Origin of the sequence: Uliginosibacterium sp. sgz301328 (assembly GCF_041807905.1) — a bacterium.
Taxonomy (GTDB): domain Bacteria; phylum Pseudomonadota; class Gammaproteobacteria; order Burkholderiales; family Rhodocyclaceae; genus JBGVSA01.
The window spans coordinates 19,797-45,885 of record NZ_JBGVSA010000006.1 but is presented as its reverse complement, the minus strand read 5'-3'; the positions used below and the strand labels follow the sequence as shown (position 1 = coordinate 45,885).

The window sequence follows — 26,089 nt, the reverse complement described above, 5'->3', positions numbered from 1 at the left end:
GAGAAACCTCATGTTGAAACGACTCCTCTCCCCGGTGCTGCTGGCAATGTGCGCCCTGTCGACGGCGGCTGGCGCGGCCGACGTGCCGCTGGCGCCCCAGGACTTTGCCAATGGTCTGCGCATCGAAGGCGTGGATGCTGGCTCCGCGCTGTATCGGCTGGAACTGCCGCAGCAACTCTATGGCAGCACCGCGTGGCCGGACCTGCGTGATGTGCGCGTGTTCAACAGCCAGGGGCAGGCAGTGCCTTTCTGGCTCGACAAGCCGGCAGCGCAACCCGCGCAGGAGAGTCGCGTCGCGCTCCGCCTCTTTGCCGTACCAACGACTGCGCGACCGGGCCAGGAGGACACCATCGTCGTGCAGACCGGCCAGCGCCGCGTGGAAGTCACGCTCCCCGACGGCAGCACGGGCAGCAAGGTCGACGGCCAGACTTACCTGCTCGAATTGCCCGAGAGCGGGACGCGACCGCAATTGACGCGTATCCACCTCGCATGGCGCGCGGCAAAAGAAAACTGGCGCGGGCACGTGACGGTGTTCGGCAGCAACGATCTGCGCGATTGGGATCGCGTGGCGTCGTCGCCGCTGGCCGACCTCAAGGCTGGCAATGACAGTCTGCGCGTGGATGATGTCGACCTGAATTGCCAATGCGACTGGCGCTACTGGATGTTGCGCCTCGATGCGGCGGCCCCGGAACTGGTCGAAGCCACCGGCATTCACTCGCAGGCAGCGCAGATCGAACGCCCTGCCCTGCTGTTGCAGTCGCGCATCGTCTCGCCCACCGAAATGGAATACATCATGCCGCGCCCCGCCATGCCCGTTGCGTTGCGCGTGCGCTTGCTGCAGCCCAACTCGGTCGCCCCGATGGAAATCAGCGTGCGGCCCGACAGCGCCACGCCATGGCGGACGGTATCGTCATCGGTGATCTATCGGTTGAATTCGGGCGGCGCCGAACAGGTATCGCCCGATGTGCCGCTCAACCAGACGACGCAGGCCATACGGCTGGTTGCGCGCGGCGCCGGCTGGGATGGCGCGCCGATGGTGTATGCCGTGTTCGAGCCGCGCGAACTGGTCTTCAACGCGCGCGGCAGCGGCCCGTTCATTCTCGCCTGGGGGGCGCGTGCCGCGACAGACGCCAGCCTGCCGGAGCAAGAGCGCGCTTTCGCAGGGCTTGCCGAACCGATGATGGCCAGCCTGGGCGCTGCCGTGACGCTGGGCGGACCCGAGCGGCTCACGGCCGAAAGCCCGGCCGAGCGTGCCGCCGCCTGGCAGAAGTTCACGCTGTGGGGAGTATTGGTCGCTGGCGCCCTTGCGCTGGCCTGGCTCGCGATCAGCCTGCTGCGCGAAGCTCGCAACAAGCCGCAATGACGTCGTCGCGGGACCTCCGTCCCGCGAGACACCGTCCTACCCCTGCGCCACGCCTTCCTGGAGCATGAGCAGGAGGTCGGTCTTCGAGACATAGCCTTGCAGCATGCCGAGCGCATCGACCACCGGCAGGCGCTCGCCGGGGTGGCTGGCGAAGACGCCGAGCGCGCTCCCCAGGCTCATGTCGGGGCGAACGCGCGGGTAGCCGCGCAAGAGCAGGTTCACAGGAATGGCCTGCTGCGGATCGCTGCCGGCTCGCAGCAGCGGCCCGAGGTCATGCAGCGATACGGCGCCGACGAAGCGCCCTTCTCCATCGGTCACGTACACGTGCTGCCAGCGGCTCGCGACAAAAGCCTGCTCGCATTCGGCCAGCGTGGCGTCGACGCCCACCGTCGGCGGGTCGTGGCGCAACACGCTGGCTGCCTGCTGATAGGCAAAGGCGCTGGCGCGGTCGGGCTTGAGTGCGTCGGAATACACCGAACGTTCGCGTTGCAGGCGCGACACGAAATACGCGAGCACCGAAGCCAGCATCAAGGGCAGCATGATTCCGTAGCTGCCCGTCATCTCGAAGATCATCAGGATCGCCGTCAGCGGCGCATGCGTGGTGCCGGACAGGAAGGCCGCCATGCCGATGGCGGCGAACACGGGCGACGGCGCGAGTTCTGGCCACAGCCCGTGCGCGGCCTCGCCGAACAGAAAACCCAGCGCCGCGCCGACGAACAGGGTTGGCGTGAATACACCGCCGACGGCGCCGGAGCCGGTGGTCGCCGCCGTGGCGAACACTTTGCTCACCAGGATCAGGAGCACGGCCTGCCACATCCACTGGTTGGCCAGAATGCCGTTGACCACGCTGTAGCCGTTACCCCAGACCTCCGGCCGCCACACCGAGATGAGGCCGACGATCACGCCGCCCAGCGCCAGGCGCGCCGGTAAGGGCCATGGCAAGCGGCGGAATGCCGCGCGCGTCGATTCGAGCAGCCACAGGAACCACGGCGACAGCAATCCGGCCACCACGCCCAGCAATCCATGCAAGGCGATTTCGCCCCGGCTGATCTGCTCGAAGACCGGCATGTGATAGACCGGGCCGTAATCGAGAAAACCATGCACGGTGATGTTGGCAACGACCGAGGCCACCACCAGGGGCCCCAGGCTTTCGACCGCGATGGAACGCAGCACGATTTCGGCAATGAACAGTGCGCCCGCGATCGGCGCGTTATAGGCCGCCGTGATCCCCGCAGCCCCGCCGCAGGCAACCAGCAGGCGCCGGCGCGGCGCCGGCATGTTGCGCCATTGGCCGATCCACGAACCGACCAGTGCCGAGAGTTGCACCATCGAGCCTTCGCGCCCGATCGAGGCGCCCGAAGCGATGGTGACGATCGATGAGGCCGCGCGCAGCAGCGACTGCCGCGTGGACAGCGCCCCGTCCTTGAGTGAAATGGCTTCCATGTAGTCGCTGGCCAAGGCCGCGCCATAGCGGCGCGACCATAGTAGGAGGAACCCTGCCACCAGCCCGCCGATCGTCGGCACCATCAGGCGCACCAAGGGTGGCAGCGACATGGCCGCCTCCACCAGCCCCGATTGCTGGCCGTAGAGCAGGTGTTCGAGCAACGCCACCACCTCGCGAAACGCGACCGTCGCCAGCGCCCCGAAGAAACCGATGAGCGCGGCGATCCATAGCGTGCGTTGCATCTCTCCCGGCATGAGCCGTTCGAGCAACCACAGTTTGAGTCCGGTGCGGGGCCAGGGCATGCGTTCCTCGGGACAAAGGTCAGCCCGCATTCTGGTCCATGCGCCGAAAACCTGCATGCCCGGCGTAAAATCGCCGCCTTCGGTCCGCGCATTGCGCGCGGATGACGCGACCACCGGAATCACCATGCTCAGCTATCGCCACGCCTTCCATGCCGGCAACCATGCCGACGTGCTCAAGCACATCGTCTTCGTGCAGATCCTGGAGCACATGCGCCAGAAGGACAAAGCGTTCTGGGTGATCGACACCCATGCCGGCGCCGGGCTCTACGCGCTCGACGAGGGCTATGCCACCAAGCTCGCGGAACATGTCGACGGCGTAAGCCGCCTGTGGTCGCGCAACGACCTGCCGCCGGCCGTGGCGGAATATCTCGAAGCAGTCCGCTCGATCAACGGCGACAGACTGTCGGCCTACCCCGGCTCGCCGTGGATCGCCCAACACTATCTGCGCGAGCAGGATCGTCTGCGCCTGTTCGAACTGCACTCGTCCGACGCGCGCCTGCTTGCCGACAACCTGCGCCACATGGCGCAGCAGACCATCGTCACGCAGGGCGACGGTTTTGCCGGCCTCAAGGCCCTGCTCCCGCCTCCGCCGCGGCGGGCGGTGACGCTGATCGATCCGTCCTACGAACTGGCCGAGGACTACACGCGTGTCGTCACCGCGCTGCGCGACAGCCTGCAGCGCTTTGCCACCGGCACCTATGCCGTGTGGTATCCGATGCTGTCGAAGCCGGAATCGCGGCGTTTTCCGCAAAAGCTGAAGGAAATCGAAGTCGACAACTGGCTGCACGTGAGCCTGTCGGTCCGTGAGCCCGAGGCCATGGGGATGTTCGGCAGCGGCATGTTCGTCATCAATCCGCCGTGGAAACTGATGGAGACCCTGCGCAGCGTGATGCCCTGGCTGACCGGGGTGCTGGCACAGGGCGAAGGCGCGAGCTTCGTGCTGGAAGGCGAATCGAAGTAAACCGGCCAGAAACAAAAAAGGCCCCGTCGCGACAACGCACGACGGGGCCGGCGAGCAAGGCTCGCGTGTTCGAGCGATCAGAAGGCGTCGGTGCCCGTCGGGCAGCTCGTCGTGCTGTAACTGAAGGTCGGCGCGTTGCACTTCTTGCACGCGCAGCGCACGCCCTTTGAATTGACCCCCGCCCACACCTTGAGTTTGCTATCGGTGCCGCTCAGTGAGTAGGCCTGCGGCGCCGAGGTGCTGTCCACCGAATAGCTGTACGTGTACAGGTTGCTGTACGAGGGCGACGCGCTCGTGGCGTATGTATTGCTCGCCACCATCGTGCGTTCTAGCGAGTTGCCCGTGTTCATGATCGCCTCTTTCACCTGTGCAAGGTGTGTGCTGCGGACGTGATCCTGGTACGACGGGTACGCGATCGCCGCAAGCACCCCAATGATCGCCACGGTGATCATCAGCTCGATCAGGGTGAAGCCTTTCGATGCCATGCGCATGCGTGCCTCAGTAGTAGTTGGTCAGTTCGCGCCAGTTCACGCGGCCCGGCGGATTGGCCTTGGTGTCTTCGAGCTGCCCCCAGCCCGCAGTGGGCGAAGCGTTGCTCTTGCCGCCATTGGCGTAGCCGAACGCAAAGCTGCGCGAACCGACGACACCGAGCGATACGCGTACCGACTCGCCCTTGCCAAGATAGTGCGTGACAGCCGAGCCGACCGAGGCACCGCGGAAAGTCACGCCACTGAGTTTCGGCAGCCCGTCGTCAAGCCCGATCGGCCCATAGATGTAGCCGTCCTGGCCGCAACTGGTCGTGATCGTATAGGGGAAAGTGAGCTTTTCGTCGCCGAAGGTTGGCGGTGCGGTAATGACCGAACCTGCGGGCAGCTTTTCGATACCCAAGGCGGACGACTCCTGGACGCCGACGTACCATGCGCGCACCCAGCCCGATGCGCTCTGCTGGAATGCTGCGATACGGCTTGTCGTGTGTCCGAGCACGATCAGGAAAGTGCCGCTGTCGTTCTTATGCCAACCGGCGTTCAGGCTGATGATCGGCTGTGCCGGCGACTGCCCCATGTTGCCCGGGCTGGTGCCCCGCGATCCGGCGGAATTCACCACTTGGACGTTGCCGTTGTTGTCACCGTAGTAGATGGTCGAGTTGTCGATATAGAGCAGATTGCTCGTCGCCGTCGTCGGCAATGTCGCCGTGCTCGGGTTGGTGGCCCCACTGCTATCCACGTTACGGACGATCAGTTGATTGTTGCGGATGTACGCGACCCGGGCGACCGCCGAAGTCTCGCGCACCGGCCCCGACGGCGCGGCGCCGCCGAATGTACCGTACGTGTACGAGGGCGATGTCGCGGCGGCCACGTAATCGACCCAGGCGACCGATTCCAGATTGCCGGCGCTATTCAGTTTGAGCGACATGTGCAGCGCACCCTGCATGGCCGTGCCGGTGATGTACGTCACGCCGCCCGAAGTCACCGCATTGATCTGCCCCCAGGGGTGAGCATCCGCCATGGCCTTGGGGTCCGCAGTCTGCGGTAGCAGTTCGCGCGGAATCCAGCCCCACTTCAGCGCGCCTGTCTTGCGGTCGACCGAATACAGAATGCCGTCATCGGCAGCAAACAGCACGGCGTCGCCCACGATGATGGGCGCCGTTCGCCATGGGCGTCCAACGAGCGAAGCCGGGTCGCGACCGGCGAGCATTGCGCCGCCACCGTAGTTGGGGTCGAAGATCGTCGCGATCAGCGTGGCGGACTTGGCGCTCGACGCACCGAACGCAGCCGCGTCTACATTCTTCAGTTTGACCAACGCACCGGCGCTGTCGACGGTTTGAATGCTGTTGCTCCGGTCCGTCGCCGTCATGACCGTTGCGGCATCCCAGGCAGCCGCTCCCGCCAGCGATCCGTCAGCCTGCTCTGCATAGGCGAACAGGTGGCCGGAGGTGCCAGCGGTGCCGCTGGCGGTCATGTCCCGTTGCACGGCGAAGAAGGCGTAGTCACCCACATTGGCGCGCGGCGGCACTGCCGGCGGCGCGAGATCGTAATAGCCATTGGTCGGGTCCTCGGTCGTCGTTCCCGAGTTCCCCCCCATCGCGCTGGCCTTTGAGTAGTAGTAGGTATTGCTGTTGTTCAGGGCCGTAATACTGGGCGCGAGGATTTCGCCCACCACGAAGGTTGAGCCGTTCGACAGATTGGCGACGCCCTTGTCGACGTAGATGCCGGCGGCAATCGAGATGTTGTTCTGCGGCGAGAAGTCGCCGTTGTAGATGTTGATCTGCAGGCGCTCGGGCGACTGAGCCGCGCCCAAAGTGGCGGCTTCCGTCACGCTGTTGGGCTTGCTGCACGTGGTCATGTTGACGCAACTGACGCCGCCATTGAGCGTCAGGCCGTTCTTGACGTTCAGGGTCACCAGGCCGACGCTGCCGCTGACCTTGATGTTGAAGCCCGCCTGCGTGTCGATGGTCTCGATGTAGTACGTGCCCGGGGCAAAGACGACTGTCCCCTTGTAGATCTGCAGCGTCTTGATGCGAGTGCCGTCGACGAGGTTCACCACTGCGCCGTCCGCATTGCGCAACAGCACGGTGTTGTAGTCGCCCTTCGCCAGATTGACGGTCGTCGTGCTTTCGGTCGTCGAATTGGTACTGGCCGAAAATGTCGGGAACGGAGTCAGCGTGCGGCGCTCCAGCGTCGTGCCGGAGGCCTGCACGGCGGTGGTTGGAGTGGTCGAATAGTTCTGGCAAGTCTTGCCGTTGGCCACCGTCCCCGGCATCGCCAGATTCGAGCTGGTTACGTTCACTTGGTTGCCGCCGAGGAAGGCGACGTTGCACTGACCGTTCGCGTCGTTATTGCCGACGCTGATGCTGCCGCCGGAAAAGACCGAAAAGACCGCACCCAGTCCGTTCGACCCGCTGCTGCTGCTCGCGCTCGAACAGGTCTGGGCGACGGCCGCCCCGAGATGAAGAGCGGCCAGCAAGGCTGCGGCGAAGCGACGTGCAAATCCGTAGGACATAAGGACCTCAGTATTCCCGCGACATCGACAGTACGACGTTGGTTTCGCCGCGCAGGCCCCCTGCGCTGGCATAGATGGTGAAGCGCGGCCGCCCGCTCATCGATAGATTGACCGCGCCGTTGTTGCCCACGAGCTGACTGCCCAATGCGGGCGCGAAGCCTTCGAATACGACCATGTAGTAGGCGTCGGTCGTGCCGGTGACGAGCTTGCTCGCCTTGACGCTCGACGAGGTCGGCCACGGGTTGTAGGCCGGAACGCCGCCATCGGCACGCACGTAAAAGCCCGTGCCCTTGGCGCGAACGGCAGTGGCGAGATCCGCCGACGTGGTCAGCGCGGCGACGACGGACTCAGCCTCTTTTGCCGCGCTCTCGGCCAGGAAGAACGCGCGCTGGCGGTCGCCCCAGCCGGCGGCGCCGCGCGACTCGACCGACGCGGTGCCGAAGCCCACGGCGGCCAGCAAGGCCACCATGATCAGCAGGACGAGCGCCATGATCAGCGCGACTCCGCGCTGCGACTGTCGGCGCGAGACAATGACTCTCATCGATTACGCAATCCCAGATTGAGGCGCAGCGGCAGGTAGGCCGCGCGGTCGGGCGCCGTCACTGTCTGTCCGCCGAAGACATACGAGGTGGTCACGTTCTGCACGTTCTGGTCGGAGCGCGCGAGCAGTTCGACGCTGACGGCGGTGACGTTTTTCCAGTTGGAGACCTGCGAGGCAGTCTGCCCGAACAGATCGGCGATGCCGTCGCCATCGGAGTCGACTTCATAGCGCACCCGCATATCGGCGATCTTTGGCGAAATGAGGATTTTGGCGCCACTGCTGGCATCGACCCGATACAGGCCTTTCGGTTTGTTGGTCGGCTGGCCGACGAACCACCACCGCGTGTCCAGCGTGGCGACGGTGGCGCCGGCCGGATACAGCGCGCCGAGATCGTTCTTGCTGTTGCCGCCGCCCAGGGTGCCGCTGGCGCTGGTGATCGCATGCGCCACCACGCCATTGCCGTCGGAGTCGGTGGAGTAACCGGTGACCTGGAATTTGGACAGGTTGATGCAGTCCGTGATGATGGCGACATCGCCTGATTTCGGAGCGGGCGTATTCAGCGCGACTTTGAGATCCGCCGTCGAGGACGTGGTTGCCGCAGCCAGTGTCGTCAGCACGCCGTTGATGCCGGTCAGCGCGATGATGTCCGACGCCGGGTTCGCGGCCGAGGCCGCCGCCTGCCCCGCCGGCGGCGTCGTCATGCTGGCACCTTTGTCATAGCCGCGGACCCCGCCCGCGGACGAATCGAATGCCGTCGTCGTGACCAGCGTATTGATCGGCGGCTCGGCCAACGAACAACCAAAGTCCCCCGCCGCGCGCAGGTCGCGCGCCAACGCGTCGATGGCGATGCGCCCTTCGTTCTGGATGTCGGACATCTGCGATGCCAGCCGCGACGTCGAGCGCTGGTTCACGAACAGCGCCACGGCGCTGCCGATGACGATCATCCCGAGCACCATCGCGATCATCAGTTCGACGATGGTGAAGCCCGATTGCGAAGCGCGGCGCTCAGGTGCGAACGGCATACTTGGCACTCACTTCGTCATGACCGGGCGGCGTCCAGCGGATCTCGATGGTGCAGATCGGCGCCGTGCAGGAGACGGATGCGCGCGCCTTGGGCAGGTCGCGCTTGAGATTGGTGACCCAGCTTTGCAGCGGGCCGCTGGTGGGCGTGGCGGCGTCGAGCGCCAGCGAATAGGTCACGGACGAGCCGGCCCGTGCGTAGGCAATCTGGTCCATCAGATCCTGTGCATAGGTGGCGGCGACGACGACATAGCGGGAATCGGCCGATTGGCGAAGGCTTTCGGTCTGCAACTTGAGTCCGCCCACCAATCCGACGGCCAGGACGAGAATGGCCACCAATACTTCGATGAGCGTCGAGCCGCGCTCAGAGAACCTGCGTCGTGCCGCCCGCATTAATGCGCACCTGTGTCGTGATGGAACCCGCGGCGATCTCGTACACGAGATCGGAGGTCAATTGATTGGCGATGCCGGTCGGCGAGTAGACGATTTCCGTTCCGGTGCCGCTGATCGTCGCGCCGCGATAGCGCTTGTTGAAGTCGGCCTGCGTCAGACACCCGACGGCGGTGCTGCCCTGGACGATCGCCCAGGCGACCTGCCCGCCGCAGCTCGCGCTGTTCGTATTGACCTGCAGGCTCGTACGCCGGCCCGACTGCACGGCAAGGGCCCGTGCATTGGCCGCGGCGCGCACCAGCCCGTCGGAAGCCGAAGCGCCCTGCGTCTGGGATACGTTGCGCGACATGTCTGGCACAGCCACCATGAGCACGATTGCCAGGATCGCCACCGCAACGAGCATTTCGACGAGCGTAAAACCGCCGGCCCGCGTGACGCGGACCTCCAGGGCACAGCAGCGTGGTGTCCCGACTTTCCTCATGCTTTGAGTGTAACCGTGCAGATATAGGTATTTTTACCGATTTTGTTATTTTGCGTGAATAGACTCGACGGAAACGTCTGACGGGCGGGCATTATCGGTCTTTCGGAGGTTATGCATGCGTACTGTTGGCCGTCGGTAGGAATTAGCCCACAATTTCATTCGACCTTCCCCGAACCTGCGCCCGGAGTTCAGCATGCGAATCGCCGTTTTCGATACCCACCCCTATGACGAACAGGCCCTGACGGCCGCCAACGCCGGCTTTGGCCACGAACTCGTGTTCTTCGAGGAACGTCTCCACGATAAGACCGTGGAGCTGGCTAAAGGCTTCGACGTTGTGTGTCCGTTTGTGAATTGCCGACTGCCTGCCGAAGTGCTCCATCGCCTGGCCGAACTGGGCGTCGGGCTGGTGGCGCTGCGCGCGGCCGGCTTCAACGGCATCGATATCGTCGCCGCACAGCGCGAAGGCATCAAAGTGGCGCGCGTGCCGGCCTATTCTCCGGAGGCCGTGGCCGAACACACCTTTGCGCTGATCCTGACGCTGGTGCGCAAGACTCATCGGGCCTACAACCGCGTGCGCGAACAGAACTTCTCGCTCGACGGGCTCGAAGGCTTCACGCTGCATGGCAAGACCTTCGGCTCGCTGGGCGCCGGACGCATCGGCCAGTGTTCCATGCGCATCGCAAAGGGCCTGGGCATGAAGCTGCTGGCCTACGACCCGTACGAAAACCCCAAGATCGCCGAAGAAGTCGGCTTCCAGTACGCACCGCTGAACGACGTGCTGGCCCAGGCCGACGTGATCTCGCTGCACCTGCCCCTGACCGACCAGAGCCACCACATCATCAGCCGCGAATCGCTGGCGCGCACCAAGCGCGGCGTGGTAATCGCCAATACCAGCCGCGGTGGCCTAATCGACACCGTGGCGCTGATCGACGCCCTGAAGAGCGGGCAAGTTGGCGGCGTTGGCCTGGACGTCTATGAAATGGAAGAAGGCGTGTTCTTCCATGATCTGTCCGACCGCCCCTTGCAGGACGATCTGCTGGCTCGCCTGATGATCTTCCCAAATGCTCTGATCACGTCGCACCAAGGCTTCCTGACGCGCGAAGCGCTGCACGCCATCGCCCAGACGACGCTGGGCAACGTTACGGCCTTCGAACGCAAGGAACCGCTGGCCAACGAGGTGATCTCAGCCTGACCGACAGCCCTGTGAGCGTTTGGCCGATACGCGGCCACGCCCCGCCCGCGCACCATCGAGGCATGGCCGGTTGGCAAGGAGGCAGCGATGGCGCGGCGACTGGAACTGGATGCGCTCAGAGGGCTGATGCTGGTGCTGATGACCGTCACGCACCTGCCGACCCGCCTTGCCGATCCGCTCGGCCAGCCAATAGGTTTTGTGTCCGCCGCCGAGGGATTCGTCTTCCTGTCGGCCTTCATGGCCGGCATGGTGTATAGCCGTCGTGCCATCAAGGCCGGCCTGCCGGCGATGCAGAGTGCCTTCCTGCGCCGCGCGATCAAAATCTATCTGTGCCAGGCGGCGCTGTTGATCTTTCTGTTCACGGCGATCGCTGCCATCGGTGTGGCCGTGGAACAACCGGCGATCACCAATCTCATATCGTTCTTCCTGAAGGCGCCGAACACTGCGCTTTGGGCCGGCCTGGGGATGATCTACAACCCGCCCTTGCTCGACATCCTGCCGCTCTACGTACTGTTCATGCTGGTCAGTCCGTTGCTGCTCAGCCATGCCCTCAAACATGGATGGCGCGGCCTGCTGACGTGCAGTCTTTTGCTCTGGCTGGTCGCCCAGTTCGACATCAGCCGCCTGCTCTACAGTGGCGTCGTGGCGCTCACGGGCCTGTCCGTGCCGTTCCAGGAAACCGGCGCATTCGAGACCTTCGGCTGGCAGTTCCTGTGGATGATGGGGCTATGGATGGGCACCACGACCGTCACGACGCCGAGTGCGCTGGAGGGCATCCCGCGCTGGATGGTCATCGCCAGCGGCGTCATCGCGGTAGCGGGCTTCATCGGGCGGCATACGTTCGGCCAGGTGCTGCCGGACGACATGATCAACGTGCTGTTCGACAAATGGCATCTGGGGCCGATGCGTCTGCTGAATTTCTGCGCCCTGCTGATTCTGGTGACGCACTACGGTGCCGCGCTGCGGCGTCTGCCGCGCATCGGATACCTGCAGACATTGGGGGCGGCCTCGTTGCCGGTCTATTGCGTGCATCTGGTCATCGTCCTGTTCGCGCTGGCCCTGGTCGGCCCGCAGTTCGACCACGGTCCGATGATCGACGCGCTGCTGCTGATCGGATGCCTGACCCTGCTCTATGGGGTCGCGTGGATATCGGCGCGCATGGACGACACCCACCCTGCGGCCCCGGACCGGGGCCCCGGGCAAGGTCCGATGGTTACGGCAGGTGGGCCGAGATGACGCGCTTCCACAGCGCGTAGCCGGTGTCGTTCAGGTGCAGCATGTCCGAACGGAACAGTTCGGCGCGCGGAGAACCATCGGCCGTAAGCATCGGCGTGTAGATGTCGACGTAGTCGAGGTTCTGGCCGTGCGAGATGTACTCACGGATCAGGCGATTGGTCTCGCGGATCGGCTCGGCCAGCCCGATCCGTGCCGGGCTCGGCTTGATCGAGATGTAAGCGATGCGTGTGTCGGGTAGTTCGGCCCGCACGCCATTCACGAAGCGTGTGAAGCTGTAGGCCACTTGCTCGGGCGTGCGGCCTTCCGCCAGATCATTGTCGCCGGCGTACACCAGCACCAACCTCGGCTTGTACGGCGTCACCAGTCGTTGCACGTAGTGCGAGCACGCCGACAAGGTCGAGCCGCCAAACCCTCGCTTGATGACACCGGGGACGTTGCTGAACTGCTGCTCCAGGTCGTTCCACAGACGGATCGACGAACTGCCAACGAACAAGACGCCGCCGGTTTCGGGCCGATGGACACGATCGGCGGCCTCGAAGGCTTCGATGCTGTCTTCCCAGCGCACATCGGCGGTGGCCGCCGCGGGTGCGGCAATCGTGGCGACGGCCTGCTGGGCGTGGCTGGGCAGTGCGCCAACGAGCACGGACAGGGCAAGAACGAGGCGAGAGAGATGGCGTTGCATGGAACCTACACGGGGGACAAAAAGCAACAGGGCGGAACCCGACGCAGACTATTCCTGCTTTTGAATTCTGGCTAGGCACTCCGTGTAGGACAGGTGTGACAAGTTGCAACATTGCCATGCATCAAACAGTGTGCAAGAAAAAAGCCCGGAGGCTTTCGCCAACCGGGCTTTCTCATGAAGCGGAAGAAACGCTTAGCGGATGACGCGAGCGCCCTTGCCCTTCATGGCTGCTTCGACTTCTTCCACGCGCACCATCGAGGTGTCGCCCGGGGTCGACATGGCCAGCGCGCCGTGGGCTGCGCCGTACTCGACAGCCAGTTGCGGGCCCTTGCCTTCCAGGAAACCGTAGGCCAGGCCGGAGGCGAAGCCGTCGCCGCCGCCGACGCGGTCGTAGATTTCCAGGTTGTCGCGCTTCATCGACTCGTAGATCTGGCCGTCGTACCAGACGATGGCCGACCAGTCGTTGATCGACGCCGTCTTGGCGTTACGCAGGGTCGTGGCAGCCACCTTGAAGTTGGGGAATGCCTTGACCGCGGTTTCGATCATCTTCTTGAAGCCTTCGGTCTCGATGTTGGTCAGGTGCTCGTCGGCGCCTTCCACTTCGAAGCCCAGGCAGGCCGTGAAGTCTTCTTCGTTGCCGATCATCACGTCGACGAACTTGGCGATCTCGCGGTTGATCTTCTGAGCGCCTTCCTTGCCACCCTGGCTCTTCCACAGCGAAGCGCGGTAGTTCAGGTCATAGGCCACGACCGTGCCGTACTTCTGGGCGACTTCAACGGCTTCCAGCACGGCTTCGGCCGTGTTCGAGGCCAGCGCCGCGAAGATGCCGCCGGTCTGGAACCAGCGCACGCCTTCTTCGCCGAACAGCTTTTCCCAGTTCACTTCACCCGGGCGGATCTGCGAGGCGGCCGAGTGGCCACGGTCGGAGCAACCCAGGGCCGGACGCGGGCCAAAGCCCTTTTCCGTGAAGTTCAGGCCGACGCGGGTGTTGCGGCCCAGGCCGTCGAAGTCACGCCAGATGACGTGGGACATGTCAACGCCGCCCTGCATGATGAAGTCTTCCACCAGCCAGCCCAGGTCGTTCTTGGGCAGTGCCGTCACGACGGCGGCGCGCTTGCCCCAGCACTTGCGCATGGCGCGGGCGACGTTGTATTCACCGCCGCCTTCCCACACCTGGAAGGTGCGGGTGTTGCGCACGCGGCCGAAGCCCGGGTCGAAGCGCAGCATCACTTCGCCGAAGGACACGCAGTCCCACTTGGTCTCCGCCGCCGTTTTGATCTTCAGTTCAGCCATTTCTATTGGTCCTTACTTTTTCGCAGCCAGGTCGGCCTTGATGGTCTTGATGAGTTGAACGGTTTCGCGAACCTTGTTCTCGATGCCCTTGTAATCCTTGGCAGCGAGCAGTTCCTTGGTGATCAGGTTGCTGCCGATACCGCAGGCAACGATGCCAGCGCCGTACCACTTGCGCAGCGACTCTTCGGTCGGCTCGACGCCGCCGGTGGGCATGATGCGCGTCCAGGGCATCGGGCCCATGACGCTCTTGACGAATTCGGGGCCGCCAACCGACGAACCCGGGAAGACCTTGACGATTTCGCAGCCCAATTCTTGTGCGTCACCGATTTCGGTGGCCGAACCGCAACCCGGGCTGTAAGGAATGCCGCGACGGTTGCAGACCTTGGCCACGTCGGCGTTCAGCAGCGGGCCGACGATGAACTTGGCGCCGTTGGCGATGTAGATGCCGGCGGTCGGGGCATCGACGATGGAACCCACACCCATGATGACCGACGGGTCAGCCTTGGTGAAGTGGCGGGTCACGTCGTAGAAAACATGCGAGGCGAAGTCGCCGCGGTTGGTGAACTCGATGCACTTGGCGCCACCGTTGGCGCAGGCTTGGATAACGTTGATGCAAACTTCAACGTCCGAATGATAGAACACGGGGATCACAGCCTGTTCCATCATCGCGGACAGAACGGCCATACGGTCCTTAGCAGCCATCGCATATCTCCAAAGTAAGAAAGCGCCACAGGGGGTGCGGCGCATCAACCCGGCATTTTCCCGCATCGGGCATTGCCGATCAAGGGAAAACACTGACCATGGTCAAAGCATAGGAGACCTCTGGCAGCCCTGCTCCAATGCTGCGGCGCAATAGATGATGATTGTCGCGAAAGCGGTCCGGCGATAAGTGATGGCGCGGGCAACGACCGCCCCGCGTTGGATAGCGGTATTCAAAGGCGCAAAGGCTCGCGGCGTCGGGCGATGACGCGCTTGATGCCTATAAGGTGCCCAGCAAAGGCTTTACCTGGCTCATGAAGTCCGACACCGCGCGTTCGCCTTTCGATTTGTCCAGCACGCTGAGCACATTACCGGCGAGGCTCCGGTAATCGTCGATCGAGGCGGCTTTCTCCAACTGCAATTGCAGCATGAAGCCGCGCATGCCGAAGGCGCGGATCGTTACGTCGAACACACCGTACAAGGCCTGCAGACGCTGGCTGTCGGTGGCCGGTTCAGCAACCGCCACGTGGCCTGCTGTCGGCGATGCAGCCAACGTCGTCGCCACCGTCGCCGGCGAGCCGCCACCGTCGACACCGCCACCCGGGACCACCAGTCCCTGCTCGATCAGGGACATCAACATATCTTCGGTCACGCCGGCCGGCGCCAGCGTTTCGAGCAGTCGAGTGCCGGTCTGTTTGCCGTCCACGGTCACCAGCAAGGTGCGTTGACGCGGCGTGAGCCTGAGCTTGCGATCCTGGATTTCCTGCTGTCCCGCCTCTGTCTTGACGAGAATGTCGTTGAGCATCGTTGTACGCCTCCGGGGGCACGCAGCATGCAGCACACATGCACTGCGCGTGCTCGCAGGCTAGCCAAAGGCCGGCGATGGGGCGACGGGGGTTTCCCGTATCGAGACATGCCGGCGTGATATGCGGCACGAAAAACACGACGAGCGTCGGGCTTGGCCGCCCACGCGCGTCGCGAGACAATGCAGACCTTTTTCGCAGGAGGCCGCTCCATGACCTACCAGGGAATCCATTTCGCCCTCGACGCCGAGCAGGAAGCGCGCTTGCTGGCCGCCGAAGGCGACGACGACGCATTGCTCGATGTCATCGCCGACATCGAAGAGGCCTGGGACAAGAACTGGCTGGCCGAATCCGACACTGCCTGGGACGCCATCCATCGCTGCTTCTGCAATGGAGAATTGCTCTACGAGGGCGGCGAGTATCCGCTCAACCACCTCATCTGCGGGGGGCGCCAGCTCGTGGCCTGGGAAGAGACCGAGTACACCGTCTCGTATGTCACGGCTGCCCAGGTCAAGGAAGTCGCCGTCGCCGCGCGGCGCATGTCGCGCGACTCACTGCACGAGCGCTACGACGAGATCGATCGCGAAAGCTACGGCTCGGAACTGAGCGACGAGGATTTCGCCTACGTGTGGGCGTTGTTCGGCAACGTGGTGGATCTGTTCGAGCGCGCAGCGGCAGCCGACCGCGCCGTGATCTTCACCGTGGACGCCTGAGGCACTCCGCCCCGTAAAACGACTTTGCATGAACGGCGCCGGTGCAAGCTCCGCGCGGCCGGCTCCGTTTTTTCCTATAAACACTGGGACGGCCAGACAAAATCATGCACGAGCGCGAGCAACATAATTCTTTTGAAATCCCGCGTACACCGAAGACGTGCGACTGCAAGATATGTCGCGCCGAATCGAGAATCGTCGGCCTGTTCGACGCGTCATTCAGCGGAACGGATTTCCGCGCAGGCAGAAAAGTCGGGGAATACAGCGGAAGACCGGTCTACTTCTACCAGTGCTCCGAATGCGGTTTCACATTCACCCGCTATTTTGATGCCTGGGATGAGGCAGATTTCGCCGAGCACATCTACAACGACGAATATCTCGTCCATGACCCCGACTATTCCGGAAAGCGCGCGAGCGAATTCGCCAGGACGCTGACTTTCCACTTCCAGAAATGGAGCCGCGATCTGGCGATCCTGGACTATGGGTCCGGATCGGGCATCCTCGAGTACAGGCTGCGCGAGGCGGGTTTCGCCGACGTGGCGAGCTTCGACCCCTTCACGGCCGACAGCACGCCGCCTTCCAGGAAATTCAACATGGTGACGTGCTTTGAAGTATTCGAACACGTGACCAACCCATTGTTGCTGATGTCGAACCTCGCCGGACTCCTGGAAGAAGGTGGCGGCATTCTGCTCACCACCGAGCTATGTCGCCCCGAAATCGTGAGCGCCGGTCTGGACAAATGGTGGTACTGCGTGCCCCGCAATGGGCACATCTCATTTCAGACCGAAAGATCGATGAAACTGCTCGGGCAGAGCGTCGGCCTGCAATACCACCATTTCGGCGAATCCTGGTGGCACGCATTCTTTCCGCCCGGACCGAAGCCTTTCTGGCTCGATGAACTGATCCCGGCCTGAATCTTCCACGCGCCCGCTTCAGTCGCGCGAGGTGGCCGGCGCGGGCAACTGGCGGAGAAACTCCACCACTTCTTCTTCGGCCCGGGAACGGCGCATCGGCGGCAGGCTTTGCCACACGCGGCGGCCGTAGGGTTTGCTGATCATGCGCGGGTCGCAGATCATCAGCACGCCGCGATCCCGCTCAGTGCGGATCAGCCGCCCGGCGCCCTGCTTCATGCTGATCACCGCGCGCGGCAGTTGGTATTCCATGAACGGGTTGCGGCCCTGCTTTTCCATCCACTCGACGCGCGCCTTGAGGACCGGATCGTCGGGCGGCGCGAACGGCAGCTTGTCGATGATCACCACCGACAGCGCATCGCCCGGCACGTCGACGCCTTCCCAGAAGCTCTGGCTCGCTACCAGCACCGCATTGCCGCGGCGACGGAAACGGTCGAGCAGTTCGGAACGCGAGCCCTGCCCCTGCATCAGCAGCGGGAATTCCAGCCCTTCGCGCGTGAAGCGTTCGAGCAAGCCTTCATGAATGCGCTGCATGGCGCGCAGCGAAGTGCACAACACGAATGCCCTGCCCTGTGCGGCGCGGATTACCGGCACGGCAGCCTCGACCACCGCCTCGGCGTAGTTGAAGCTGTTCGGATCGGGCATGCCGGTGGGTGCATACAGCACCGCCTGTTCGCCGTACTCGAAGGGGCTTCCCCACATGGCGGTTTCCGGCGGCTGTTCGAGCTGACTCAGGCCGAGTTCATCGTTGTAGTGGCCGAAACTCTTGCCGACTGCCAGCGTCGCGCTGGTGAAAATCCAGCTCTTGGCATTGCCTTCGATCTGTTTGGCAAAGATATCGGCGACCTTGAGCGGCGTGCTGTTGAGCGCGCCCGACTGGCTGAAGACTTCCACCCAACGGATGATGTCCGGCTGGTCGACGCGCCGCCAGCGTTGCAGGCGCTCGCTCATGTCGGTGGCGCGCTGCCAGCATTTTTCCAGTCCCTCGGAACGCTCGGCCTGCGTTTCCGCCAACGCGACGAAGTTCTCGAGCTGGGCTTCGACCTCATCCACCGCCTTGTGGAAATCCGCGTTGTCGGCCATCTGAGCGTAGCCGTAGCGCGCGTTTTCGCCGGGGATCGCCAGCCGCAGATCGCGGGCAGCCTTTTCGAGCGAGCGCGTGGCGTCCTGCAGGGGCACGAAATCGCGCGCAGAAGCCAGCGCTTCGTTTCGGGTGTCGCGGGCCAAGTCGAGCATCTGCCCCGTTGAAACCGATTCGCCGAAGAACAGCGAGGCCGTTTCCGGCAATTGATGCGCTTCGTCGAAGATCACCGTGTTGCAGGCCGGCAGCAGCTCGGCCATGCCTTCGTCGCGCAGCATGACGTCGGCAAAGAACAGATGGTGATTGACCACCACCACGTCGGCTTCCTGCGCGGCGCGGCGGGCGGCCATGACGAAACATTCCTTGGCGTTGGGGCATTCCTGGCCAAGGCAGTTCTCGCGCGTGGACGTCACCTGCAACCACGCGGTGGAATCCTCCGGCACCTCGGCGCACAGGGCCTTGTCACCGGTCTTGCTGACCTTGGCGAAGCGCGCGATGGTGCGAACATGCTCGCCGTCTTCGCGCGAAAAGAAACGCCCTTCGAGCTGGGCCCGCTCCAGGTGGTAGTGGCAGACGTAGTTGGCGCGCCCCTTGAGCAGCGCGACGGTCACCGGCACGCGCAGCGCGTTGCGCACGGCGGGCAGGTCGCGGTGGAAGAGCTGGTCCTGCAGGGTCTTGGTGCCGGTCGAGATGATGACCTTGCCGCCGGACAGCAGCGCCGGCACGAGGTACGCGAAGGTCTTGCCGGTGCCGGTGCCCGCCTCGGCCACGAGTACGCGGTTGCCCTTGACGGCAGCGGCGATGGTCTGCGCCATTTCAAGCTGTTGCGGACGCGGTCGGAATCCGGGAATCACTCGCGCGAGCGAGCCGTCGTCGGCGAAATGGCTGGCAATGTCCTGCATGTGAATATGTGGCGCGGATCAGCCGCCGATGTTAGCACGCGGCTTGTGGCGGACGCTCCTGACCGGGATAATCGCCTGTTTGCCCACCCGGACCCCTTTTGTGACGCGGAAACTCGACTCCTTCAAAGAGCGCATGCTGGCATGGCTCGACATGTTCTTCGTCGACCATGGCTTCTTCCGCGAAATCTACAACAACGTCCACGCCCTGCCGGGAGGGATGTATCGGTGCAGCCAGCCTTCGCCGCGCCAGATTCGCAAATACCACCGCAAATACGGCATCCGCAGCATCATCAACCTGCGCGGCGCGGACGACAGCGGTCGCTACGCGCTGGAAGAAGCCGCCTGCCGCGAACTCGGCATCGAACTGATCAACCACAAGGGCATCCTGTCGCGCAGCGCGCCCGAGGTGAAGGTCATCCAGGCCACCAAGGCCTTGTTCGAGCGCCTCGAATACCCGGCGATGCTGCATTGCAAGTCGGGCGCGGACCGCGCCGGCTTCGCCTCGGTGCTGTACCGCCACTTCCGGCTGGGAGACCCCATCGAAAAAGCCCTGAGCGAACTGGGCTGGATCTACGGCCATATCAAATCATCCAAGACCGGCATTCTCGACGCGTTCTTCTACGATTATCTTGCCTACAACGCCCGGACGCCGATCGACTTCATGACCTGGGTCGAGACGGTCTACGACCGCGAAGCGCTGCGCGCACGCTTCCACGCCAAGGGCTGGGCCGATTTCGTCGTAGACCGGGTCCTCGACCGCGAATGACGTCGCCCGCCACGGAATCCCACGCATGAAAGACTCCCTGCAGCTCTACCGTCGCCTGATCGTCTACATCAAGCCGTACTGGCGGGTGTCGCTCCTGTCGATGGTGGCGATGGCGGTGGCCGCCGGCATGAACCCGGTGCTGCCGGGGCTCGTCAAGCCGCTGCTCGACCAGAGCCTGATCGCCAAGAACACCACCTCGATGTGGCAGATTCCGCTGCTCATCGTCCTCGTCGCCATCGTCAAGGGCCTCGCCGAATACTGCGCCAACGTTGCCAGCCAGTGGGTGGCCAACAAGGCGATCGAGGATCTGCGCCGCAAGGTGTTCGACCACCAGATGCGCCTGCCCATCGCGGCGCACCAGGAACAGACTTCCGGTCGCATGCTCTCGCGCATCACCTACGACATTCCGCAGGTGGGCTCGGCCCTGTCCACGGCATGGATCGTCGTGATCCAGGATTCGCTCACCATCGTGGCGCTGTCGGTGGCCCTGCTGTGGCAAGCCTGGCATCTGACGCTGGTGATGCTCGCCATCGGCCCGATCGTGGCATGGGTGATCCGCAAGGCAAGCCGGGGCATGCGTACATCCAACCGCCAGATGCAGGACCGCATGGCCGAGATGACCAATTCGGTCGAGGAGTCGCTGGCCGGCCTGCGAGAAATCAAGGTGTTCGGCACGCAGCAGCACGAATCCTCGCGTTTCGAGCACATCGCCGTGCGCCTCCGTAAGGAAACCATGCGCGTGGTGCGCCTGTCGGCCGCCAACGTGCCGCTGGTGCAGGTGCTGGCCTCGACCGCCGTCGCGCTGGTGATCTACATCGCGTCGAATCTCACGCGCAACAACATGCTCACGCCGGGCGAGTTCGTCGCCTACGTCGCCATGATGGCGATGCTGTTCGAACCGATCCGTCGCCTCACCAACATCAACGCCACCATCCAGCGCGGGCTGGCCGGCGCGCAGAGCATCTTTGAACTGCTCGATGCCGAACCGGAAGTCGACACCGGCACCCGTACGTTCGATCGCGCCCATGGCGCCATCGCGCTGGAACATGTGAGCTTCCGCTACCCGCGCCAGGAACACTGGGCCGTACGCGACTTCAACCTCGACGTGCGACCCGGCGAAACGGTGGCGCTGGTGGGGGCATCAGGCAGCGGCAAGACCACGTTGATCGCGCTCCTCGCCCGCTTTTTCGACGTGCAGGAAGGCCGCATCCTGTTCGACGGCGTCCCGGCCAGCGAGCTCAAGCTTGCCAATCTCCGCGCGCAACTGGCCGTCGTCGGCCAGCACGCCGCATTGTTCGACGACACCGTGGCGGCCAACATCGCCTACGGCAACGCGGACGCGGACGAAGAGGACATCATCCGCGCTGCGCGGCAATCGCACGCCTGGGAGTTCATCCAGAATCTGCCGCAAGGTTTGCAGACGCGCATCGGCACCAACGGCAACCTGCTCTCCGGCGGCCAGCGTCAGCGCGTGGCGATCGCTCGCGCTTTCCTCAAGAACGCGCCGATACTGCTGCTCGATGAAGCCACGTCGGCACTCGACAACGAATCCGAACGCGTCGTACGCGAAGCCCTCGTCGAGCTGCGCCGCAACCGTACCGTGATTGTCATCGCACACCGCCTGTCGACCATTCGCGACGCGCACCGCATCGTCGTCATGGAGCACGGGCACATCGTCGAGATCGGAAGTCACGCCGAACTGGTCGCGGCCGGCGGTGCCTACGCCAAGCTGCTGCAAAGCGGCGAAGAGATCATCGAAGACACCACTTCGATCCCGGCGGTCGACCTCTCGCGCTGAGCCCGGTCCGGGCCGCCGCGCGCGACAAAAAAACAGGCGCCGAAGCGCCTGGAATCCGGTCGAATCCGTAGGGGGATCGCCGTGTGAGGAGAACAATGTCGCTGCAAAACACGCTTGCCGACGACTCACACTCGTCATAGCAGCATTTGTACCAGTTTTCGATCCGCATACGGATCAATGGCTTAGGGCCGGGACAAGCGGCACCCTCGAAGCCTGGGACCACGACAAACCGCACATCGCCCCATCGCGGTGCAGAACGTCGATGCCTCAATCGATCCGTAGCGCGGCACCATGTTCGACCAGCAGTTCGCGCAGTACCGATCGATGGCAGTGCGCCTCGTTCTCGCAATAGCACCCGACGGCAATATGGGTCTGGTGGGACATGGCCGCCAGCAGCGAGAGCAGATGCTCTGCCGCCGGCGCCTTCATTTCGCTACGGTAATGCCGGGCAAATGCGGCCCACTCGGCGTCCGTGCTTGCGGCCTGTGCGGTCTTCACCAGTTCCGCGCTGGGCGAGAGTTCGGGCAACCAGACGTCATACCAGTCCTGGCGTGCGAAATCCTCCTTGGACACACCGCGCGGCGGCCGGCGCACCGTACCGATGCGCAGCCCTTCGTCCGACAGGCGCGGAGAGCCAAGTCTTACGATCGCAAGGCTCATTCGGGCCTCGCACGGTGATAGTGGGCTTCCATCAATTGCTGCCAGCCTCCTTCGTCCGTCTGCATAAACGAGCGCAGCGTCCGATGATCGAGCGAGTGGATTTCGATCACGTCGCGATAATTGCGCGTCTTGCCGGGCGCGCCGAAGTCCGGTCCGACCGACGACAGCGTCAGCACCCGACGGGCCGGGTCCAGTTCGCCGTCGTAGTGCCACATGTGGGTCATCATCGAACCGATCCAGCTGCCGACATAGCGGCCGGTGGCCGGGTCGTAGCCGAGCGTCATCAGCATGTGGCCGATACCGCCGCCCGGCATGTCGCCCTGCCCTTCGCACAGAACCCATATCTTGCCCAGCGCGCGGACCGTTTCGTTGCCGTGATAGCGCTCTTCGGAGAGCGTACCGAGCTCGGTCATCGCACGGCTCACAAAAGTCCATTCTCCGATCAGGTGCTGAGCCAGCCACTGATGCTCGGTGGTCGCTTCTACTTGCATGATGTGTCTCCTCTCTGTCGTATCGGGTGCTAACGGCCCAGCATGTCCTCCGGTCTGACCCAACGGTCGAAATCCTCCGCCGACACATAGCCCAGCGCGAGCGCGGCATCCCTCAGCGTGGTGCCCTCGTGATGAGCCTTCTTGGCGATGGCGGCGGCGCGGTCGTAGCCGATGTGGCGGTTGAGCGCCGTCACCAGCATCAGCGAGCGGTCGAGCAGTTCGCCGATGCGCGCGCGGTTCGGCTCGATCCCCTGCGCGCAGTGCATGTCGAAGCTGTTCATGCCGTCGGCCAGCAGGCGCACGCTCTGCAGGAAGTTATGGACGATCATCGGGCGGAACACATTGAGCTGAAAGTTGCCCATCGCCCCGCCCGCATTGATGGCGACGTCATTGCCCATCACCTGGCAGCACAGCATGGTGAGCGCCTCGCACTGCGTCGGATTCACCTTGCCGGGCATGATCGAACTGCCGGGTTCGTTCTCGGGGATGGTGATCTCGCCGATACCGCAGCGCGGGCCGCTGGCAAGCCAGCGCACGTCGTTGGCGATTTTCATGAGCGACGCCGCCAGCCCCTTGAGCGCACCGTGCGCATGGACGATGGCGTCGCTGGCCGACAGCGCTTCGAATTTGTTGGGCGCTGTCACGAAGGGCTGTCCGGTGCGCGCAGCCAGCTCGCCCGCCACCGCCTCGGCAAACCCGCGCGGGGCATTCAGGCCGGTTCCCACCGCTGTGCCGCCCAGAGCCAGTTCGGACAGATGCGGCAGCGCGGCCTCGATGTGCACGCTGGCATGTTCGAGTTGCGCCACCCAGGCGGAGATTTCCTGCCCCAGGGTGAGTGGCGTGGCGTCCTGCAGATGGGTGCGCCCCGTCTTGACGATGTCATCGAAGCTCCGAGACTTGTCGCGCAGGGTCGCCGCCAGCGCACGCAGCGCAGGCAGCAGGGTTTCGCGCAAGGCCAGCACGGCCGCCACGTTCATCGCGGCGGGGAACACATCGTTGGACGACTGACTGCGATTGACGTCGTCATTGGGATGGACCAGGCGCCCTTCGCCACGCACGCCGCCCATGATCTCGCTGGCAAGGTTGGCCAGCACCTCATTGACGTTCATGTTGGTCTGCGTGCCCGACCCGGTCTGCCAGATCGCCAGCGGGAATTCGCCTTCATGCTCGCCAGCCAGCACCGCATCGGCCGCCGCCACGATGGCGCGGGTCTTGGCTTCGTCCAATCCGGCCAGCTGGCGATTGACGCGGGCCGCCGCGCGCTTGATTTCCACCATGGCCCGGATGAGGCGCGGCGGCATTTTCTCGGTGGAAATATCGAAGTGCTCGAGTGAGCGCTGCGTCTGCGCGCCCCACAAGGACACAGCAGGCACCTCAATCTCGCCGAAGGTATCGCGCTCCTTGCGTACATCGCCCTGGTTCATTGCCTGCTCCTCCACAGCGTTGCGGAAAAGTTCCGACCCGATCATTGCAGCAACGTTCCTAACCCGTGCCGTTCGTCGTTCCTGGGCGACCGCCCACCCTCATCAGTCGCGCCGCGCCGCCCGCTCGTCGCCGCGGCGCAACGCGGCGCTGTCGCCCATGTCCCAACAGCGATAATCGACCACCACTCAAATAATTCATAGCGTTGTTTGCCCCGGGAGCCCGATCGGTGGAAATGCACTTGCCAAAACGTCTTGCGAATCCGATGCGCCGCTTCCTGCCGCGCAGTTTCTCGTCCGATCCGCAAACCATCACACCGAGCGGCGCCACCCAATGGCTCGAAGCGCAGCCGCAGGATCAACCGGTGCTGCTCATCGAGAACCTGATCCAGCGCGTCAAGAGCATTCGCAAGCAGGGCGACAACCCACGCAGCCAGCTCAAGCAACTCGAGCAACTGCTCGGCCACGCCGACCCGGTGCTGCGTCGCATCGAACGCACGCTGGATCAATGCACACTGCCGCTGGATGCGAACACCAAGGCATCGGCGCTGCAATGTGACCGGCTGCTGAAGAACTTCACCGAAGCCTACATCGCGCTGGCGCGTTCGCTCGCCGACAAGTGGCTGCGCGTCATGCACCGCCACGCCCACATGCTGGCCATGCTGCGCGCGACGCAGTTGTGCTATCGCCGCGCCATGGTGGCCCACCGCGCGCACGCGTCGGGCTCCACGCGCCGCTGGGCGCAACTGCACGCGCTGCTCAAGATCGCCCGGCAGAACGGCTTCGCCGATCAACGCCTGGATTCGTCCAGCCACGACACCGTCGCCAACGTCTACATCCATACCGCGCTCATCGCATTGCTCGACGCCGCCAGCCTCGGCGGTACCGAGCTTGGGCGCGCGCGCTTCTACGTGGAGCGCTTCGGCCACCACGCGCGCATCCTCGATGAGAGCCCTTCGCCGCGCGAACGCATCGAAGGCCTGTTCATCCTGTCGGATTCGTCGCGCGGCCCGCGCCGCCTCAAGGCCGACCACGCGTTGCAGGAAGGCGAACTCATCCTCGATTGCCGCCCGCTCATCGCCAAAACCGCCAAGCATCTGGCCGGGCTGCGCAAGGGCATGGAGCCGGCGCGCCTGAGCCTGCCGATGGATGCGCGCGATCCGGCCTACGGCTTCATGCTGTCCCGCTGCATGGAGCAATGGAGCGAGCCCCGTTCGCGCAAGGATGCCCGCAATAAGTCGGCCCAGGTCGCCGACCTCGTCACGGGCTTCGATTCGGTGCGCCACATCCTTGCCACGGCCGCCTTCAAGCGCAGCCGTTCGGAGAGCTTCGACGGCATCACCGACGGCATGCCGCTGGCGAGCCAATGGTCCGTCGTCGATCACAGCAGTTCGGGTTTCGGTCTGCGCTTCGCGGGCGGGCACCTCGCGCCGATCAGCATCGGCGAACTCATCGCACTGCGCCCCGCCGGCAGCAGTACGGTATTCGTGTGCGCCACGCGCCGCGTCCGCAACAGTGGCAGCGGCGAAATCGAAATCGGGCTGGAAATCCTCAGCGACCAGGCCGCGCCCGCCTCCATGGCCCGCCCGATGGGCAAGAAGACGGTCAGCATTCCTGTCCTGCTCATGCCCAAGGTCGCACGGCTCGACGGCATGCCGGGCCTGATCGCGCCGATGAGCGACGTGGCGCCCGGCATGACGCTGGAGGTGCCGCATCGCGGCAAGCCGGTGCAACTCGAGGCGCAGGCAGCCGTGGAGCGCCTGTCCAGTTGCGAGCTGATTCCGCTGCTCAAGAAGACGCTGCCCGAAGGGGACGGCTGAGCTACCGGGCAGCGCGCACGCCCCCGCGACGGGCCGCACTTGCGGCCCGTTTTCATTTGCGCATGGCGCTCATCCGCAACGCTTGTCCCTACTCCCGCAGGCGTTTTCCTGGCGTCTCCATG

The 26,089-nt window shown here is 64.2% G+C and carries 24 protein-coding genes; 9 read left to right on the top strand and 15 right to left on the bottom strand.

Annotation, left to right across the window (positions count from 1 at the left end; translation table 11 throughout):
* Positions 1 to 10 precede the first annotated feature (10 nt).
* Complete coding sequence (locus tag ACDA63_RS06135; protein WP_373662329.1) at positions 11 to 1,363, top strand: DUF3999 family protein; 1,353 nt, start codon at positions 11 to 13, stop codon at positions 1,361 to 1,363.
* A gap of 36 nt (positions 1,364 to 1,399) precedes the next feature.
* Here ACDA63_RS06135 and ACDA63_RS06130 read toward each other — a convergent pair whose 3' ends face one another.
* The gene (locus ACDA63_RS06130) at positions 1,400 to 3,109 is read right to left on the bottom strand and encodes a ClcB-like voltage-gated chloride channel protein (protein ID WP_373662328.1); all 1,710 of its coding nucleotides are present in this window, start codon (positions 3,107 to 3,109) and stop codon (positions 1,400 to 1,402) included.
* Between the two features lie 124 nt (positions 3,110 to 3,233).
* On the opposite strand from ACDA63_RS06130, the gene ACDA63_RS06125 reads away from it, so the two are divergent.
* Positions 3,234 to 4,070 carry a 23S rRNA (adenine(2030)-N(6))-methyltransferase RlmJ gene (locus tag ACDA63_RS06125; RefSeq protein WP_373662459.1) on the top strand — a complete coding sequence of 279 codons (837 nt, stop codon included), beginning with the start codon at positions 3,234 to 3,236 and terminating at the stop codon, positions 4,068 to 4,070.
* Between the two features lie 77 nt (positions 4,071 to 4,147).
* Here the strand turns inward: ACDA63_RS06125 and ACDA63_RS06120 are convergent, their stop codons facing one another.
* From ACDA63_RS06120 to ACDA63_RS06095, 6 genes are read right to left on the bottom strand one after another with little or no spacing between them, the layout of a single operon-like run.
* Positions 4,148 to 4,555, bottom strand: coding sequence for a type IV pilin protein (locus tag ACDA63_RS06120; protein WP_373662327.1), 408 nt, complete (start codon positions 4,553 to 4,555; stop codon positions 4,148 to 4,150).
* Between the two features lie 13 nt (positions 4,556 to 4,568).
* Positions 4,569 to 7,070 carry a hypothetical protein gene (locus ACDA63_RS06115; RefSeq protein ID WP_373662326.1) on the bottom strand — a complete coding sequence of 834 codons (2,502 nt, stop codon included), beginning with the start codon at positions 7,068 to 7,070 and terminating at the stop codon, positions 4,569 to 4,571.
* Positions 7,071 to 7,077: 7 nt separating this feature from the next.
* The gene (locus ACDA63_RS06110; RefSeq protein ID WP_373662325.1) at positions 7,078 to 7,611 is read right to left on the bottom strand and encodes a PilX N-terminal domain-containing pilus assembly protein; all 534 of its coding nucleotides are present in this window, start codon (positions 7,609 to 7,611) and stop codon (positions 7,078 to 7,080) included.
* A complete protein-coding gene (locus ACDA63_RS06105) occupies positions 7,608 to 8,633 on the bottom strand; it encodes a PilW family protein (protein ID WP_373662324.1) in 1,026 nt (341 codons plus the stop codon). The genes ACDA63_RS06110 and ACDA63_RS06105 overlap by 4 nt, the downstream gene beginning before the upstream one ends.
* Positions 8,617 to 9,024 carry a type IV pilus modification protein PilV gene (pilV, locus tag ACDA63_RS06100; protein ID WP_373662323.1) on the bottom strand — a complete coding sequence of 136 codons (408 nt, stop codon included), beginning with the start codon at positions 9,022 to 9,024 and terminating at the stop codon, positions 8,617 to 8,619. The genes ACDA63_RS06105 and pilV overlap by 17 nt, the downstream gene beginning before the upstream one ends.
* A complete protein-coding gene (locus ACDA63_RS06095) occupies positions 8,996 to 9,502 on the bottom strand; it encodes a Tfp pilus assembly protein FimT/FimU (protein WP_373662322.1) in 507 nt (168 codons plus the stop codon). The genes pilV and ACDA63_RS06095 overlap by 29 nt, the downstream gene beginning before the upstream one ends.
* Positions 9,503 to 9,695: 193 nt before the next feature.
* Here ACDA63_RS06095 and ACDA63_RS06090 point away from each other — a divergent pair, with 193 nt between their 5' ends.
* Both ACDA63_RS06090 and opgC read left to right on the top strand, forming a co-directional pair.
* A complete protein-coding gene (locus ACDA63_RS06090) occupies positions 9,696 to 10,694 on the top strand; it encodes a 2-hydroxyacid dehydrogenase (RefSeq protein WP_373662321.1) in 999 nt (332 codons plus the stop codon).
* A gap of 87 nt (positions 10,695 to 10,781) precedes the next feature.
* Positions 10,782 to 11,930, top strand: coding sequence for an OpgC domain-containing protein (opgC, locus tag ACDA63_RS06085; protein ID WP_373662320.1), 1,149 nt, complete (start codon positions 10,782 to 10,784; stop codon positions 11,928 to 11,930).
* Here opgC and ACDA63_RS06080 read toward each other — a convergent pair.
* The 4 genes from ACDA63_RS06080 to ACDA63_RS06065 form a co-directional block, all read right to left on the bottom strand.
* Positions 11,908 to 12,612 carry an SGNH/GDSL hydrolase family protein gene (locus ACDA63_RS06080; protein WP_373662319.1) on the bottom strand — a complete coding sequence of 235 codons (705 nt, stop codon included), beginning with the start codon at positions 12,610 to 12,612 and terminating at the stop codon, positions 11,908 to 11,910. The genes opgC and ACDA63_RS06080 overlap by 23 nt on opposite strands.
* A gap of 192 nt (positions 12,613 to 12,804) precedes the next feature.
* Positions 12,805 to 13,905: a sugar kinase gene (locus ACDA63_RS06075; protein WP_373662318.1), complete on the bottom strand. Its 1,101-nt coding sequence runs from the start codon at positions 13,903 to 13,905 to the stop codon at positions 12,805 to 12,807.
* A gap of 12 nt (positions 13,906 to 13,917) precedes the next feature.
* Positions 13,918 to 14,607: a bifunctional 4-hydroxy-2-oxoglutarate aldolase/2-dehydro-3-deoxy-phosphogluconate aldolase gene (locus ACDA63_RS06070; RefSeq protein ID WP_373662317.1), complete on the bottom strand. Its 690-nt coding sequence runs from the start codon at positions 14,605 to 14,607 to the stop codon at positions 13,918 to 13,920.
* Positions 14,608 to 14,884: 277 nt separating this feature from the next.
* Complete coding sequence (locus tag ACDA63_RS06065) at positions 14,885 to 15,409, bottom strand: hypothetical protein (RefSeq protein ID WP_373662316.1); 525 nt, start codon at positions 15,407 to 15,409, stop codon at positions 14,885 to 14,887.
* A 210-nt stretch (positions 15,410 to 15,619) separates the two neighbouring features.
* On the opposite strand from ACDA63_RS06065, the gene ACDA63_RS06060 reads away from it, so the two are divergent.
* Both ACDA63_RS06060 and ACDA63_RS06055 read left to right on the top strand, forming a co-directional pair.
* Positions 15,620 to 16,120, top strand: coding sequence for a DUF1877 family protein (locus tag ACDA63_RS06060; RefSeq protein WP_373662315.1), 501 nt, complete (start codon positions 15,620 to 15,622; stop codon positions 16,118 to 16,120).
* Positions 16,121 to 16,224: 104 nt separating this feature from the next.
* Positions 16,225 to 17,031, top strand: a complete 807-nt coding sequence (locus ACDA63_RS06055) for a class I SAM-dependent methyltransferase (protein WP_373662314.1) — start codon at positions 16,225 to 16,227, stop codon at positions 17,029 to 17,031.
* 18 nt (positions 17,032 to 17,049) lie between these two features.
* On the opposite strand, the gene ACDA63_RS06050 is transcribed toward ACDA63_RS06055, so the two are convergent.
* Complete coding sequence (locus ACDA63_RS06050) at positions 17,050 to 19,011, bottom strand: ATP-dependent DNA helicase (RefSeq protein ID WP_373662313.1); 1,962 nt, start codon at positions 19,009 to 19,011, stop codon at positions 17,050 to 17,052.
* Between the two features lie 100 nt (positions 19,012 to 19,111).
* On the opposite strand from ACDA63_RS06050, the gene ACDA63_RS06045 reads away from it, so the two are divergent.
* Positions 19,112 to 19,777 carry a tyrosine protein phosphatase gene (locus tag ACDA63_RS06045; protein ID WP_373662312.1) on the top strand — a complete coding sequence of 222 codons (666 nt, stop codon included), beginning with the start codon at positions 19,112 to 19,114 and terminating at the stop codon, positions 19,775 to 19,777.
* 25 nt (positions 19,778 to 19,802) lie between these two features.
* Positions 19,803 to 21,575 (top strand): lipid A export permease/ATP-binding protein MsbA, encoded by a 1,773-nt coding sequence (msbA, locus tag ACDA63_RS06040; RefSeq protein ID WP_373662311.1) that lies wholly within the window; start codon positions 19,803 to 19,805, stop codon positions 21,573 to 21,575.
* A gap of 267 nt (positions 21,576 to 21,842) precedes the next feature.
* On the opposite strand, the gene ACDA63_RS06035 is transcribed toward msbA, so the two are convergent.
* From ACDA63_RS06035 to fumC, 3 genes are read right to left on the bottom strand one after another with little or no spacing between them, the layout of a single operon-like run.
* Complete coding sequence (locus ACDA63_RS06035) at positions 21,843 to 22,235, bottom strand: DUF488 domain-containing protein (RefSeq protein ID WP_373662310.1); 393 nt, start codon at positions 22,233 to 22,235, stop codon at positions 21,843 to 21,845.
* Positions 22,232 to 22,726, bottom strand: coding sequence for a DUF1579 domain-containing protein (locus ACDA63_RS06030; protein ID WP_373662309.1), 495 nt, complete (start codon positions 22,724 to 22,726; stop codon positions 22,232 to 22,234). Before ACDA63_RS06030 ends, ACDA63_RS06035 begins: the two co-directional genes overlap by 4 nt.
* 29 nt (positions 22,727 to 22,755) lie before the next feature.
* The gene (fumC, locus tag ACDA63_RS06025) at positions 22,756 to 24,150 is read right to left on the bottom strand and encodes a class II fumarate hydratase (RefSeq protein ID WP_373662308.1); all 1,395 of its coding nucleotides are present in this window, start codon (positions 24,148 to 24,150) and stop codon (positions 22,756 to 22,758) included.
* A gap of 239 nt (positions 24,151 to 24,389) precedes the next feature.
* On the opposite strand from fumC, the gene ACDA63_RS06020 reads away from it, so the two are divergent.
* The gene (locus ACDA63_RS06020; protein ID WP_373662307.1) at positions 24,390 to 25,967 is read left to right on the top strand and encodes a hypothetical protein; all 1,578 of its coding nucleotides are present in this window, start codon (positions 24,390 to 24,392) and stop codon (positions 25,965 to 25,967) included.
* The last annotated feature ends 122 nt before the right edge of the window (positions 25,968 to 26,089 follow it).

Bases quoted from the DNA above. Each gene is read 5' to 3' on its own strand.
- ACDA63_RS06055 (WP_373662314.1), top strand. From the start codon at position 16,225: ATGCACGAGCGCGAGCAACATAATTCTTTTGAAATCCCGCGTACACCG.
- ACDA63_RS06120 (WP_373662327.1), bottom strand. From the start codon at position 4,555: ATGGCATCGAAAGGCTTCACCCTGATCGAGCTGATGATCACCGTGGCG.
- ACDA63_RS06060 (WP_373662315.1), top strand. From the start codon at position 15,620: ATGACCTACCAGGGAATCCATTTCGCCCTCGACGCCGAGCAGGAAGCG.
- pilV (WP_373662323.1), bottom strand. From the start codon at position 9,024: ATGCGGGCGGCACGACGCAGGTTCTCTGAGCGCGGCTCGACGCTCATC.
- ACDA63_RS06090 (WP_373662321.1), top strand. From the start codon at position 9,696: ATGCGAATCGCCGTTTTCGATACCCACCCCTATGACGAACAGGCCCTG.
- ACDA63_RS06095 (WP_373662322.1), bottom strand. From the start codon at position 9,502: ATGAGGAAAGTCGGGACACCACGCTGCTGTGCCCTGGAGGTCCGCGTC.
- ACDA63_RS06065 (WP_373662316.1), bottom strand. From the start codon at position 15,409: ATGCTCAACGACATTCTCGTCAAGACAGAGGCGGGACAGCAGGAAATC.
- ACDA63_RS06070 (WP_373662317.1), bottom strand. From the start codon at position 14,607: ATGGCTGCTAAGGACCGTATGGCCGTTCTGTCCGCGATGATGGAACAG.
- ACDA63_RS06105 (WP_373662324.1), bottom strand. From the start codon at position 8,633: ATGCCGTTCGCACCTGAGCGCCGCGCTTCGCAATCGGGCTTCACCATC.
- ACDA63_RS06130 (WP_373662328.1), bottom strand. From the start codon at position 3,109: ATGCCCTGGCCCCGCACCGGACTCAAACTGTGGTTGCTCGAACGGCTC.
- ACDA63_RS06110 (WP_373662325.1), bottom strand. From the start codon at position 7,611: ATGAGAGTCATTGTCTCGCGCCGACAGTCGCAGCGCGGAGTCGCGCTG.
- ACDA63_RS06050 (WP_373662313.1), bottom strand. From the start codon at position 19,011: ATGCAGGACATTGCCAGCCATTTCGCCGACGACGGCTCGCTCGCGCGA.
- opgC (WP_373662320.1), top strand. From the start codon at position 10,782: ATGGCGCGGCGACTGGAACTGGATGCGCTCAGAGGGCTGATGCTGGTG.
- ACDA63_RS06125 (WP_373662459.1), top strand. From the start codon at position 3,234: ATGCTCAGCTATCGCCACGCCTTCCATGCCGGCAACCATGCCGACGTG.
- ACDA63_RS06135 (WP_373662329.1), top strand. From the start codon at position 11: ATGTTGAAACGACTCCTCTCCCCGGTGCTGCTGGCAATGTGCGCCCTG.
- ACDA63_RS06075 (WP_373662318.1), bottom strand. From the start codon at position 13,905: ATGGCTGAACTGAAGATCAAAACGGCGGCGGAGACCAAGTGGGACTGC.
- msbA (WP_373662311.1), top strand. From the start codon at position 19,803: ATGAAAGACTCCCTGCAGCTCTACCGTCGCCTGATCGTCTACATCAAG.
- ACDA63_RS06035 (WP_373662310.1), bottom strand. From the start codon at position 22,235: ATGAGCCTTGCGATCGTAAGACTTGGCTCTCCGCGCCTGTCGGACGAA.
- fumC (WP_373662308.1), bottom strand. From the start codon at position 24,150: ATGAACCAGGGCGATGTACGCAAGGAGCGCGATACCTTCGGCGAGATT.
- ACDA63_RS06080 (WP_373662319.1), bottom strand. From the start codon at position 12,612: ATGCAACGCCATCTCTCTCGCCTCGTTCTTGCCCTGTCCGTGCTCGTT.
- ACDA63_RS06115 (WP_373662326.1), bottom strand. From the start codon at position 7,070: ATGTCCTACGGATTTGCACGTCGCTTCGCCGCAGCCTTGCTGGCCGCT.
- ACDA63_RS06030 (WP_373662309.1), bottom strand. From the start codon at position 22,726: ATGCAAGTAGAAGCGACCACCGAGCATCAGTGGCTGGCTCAGCACCTG.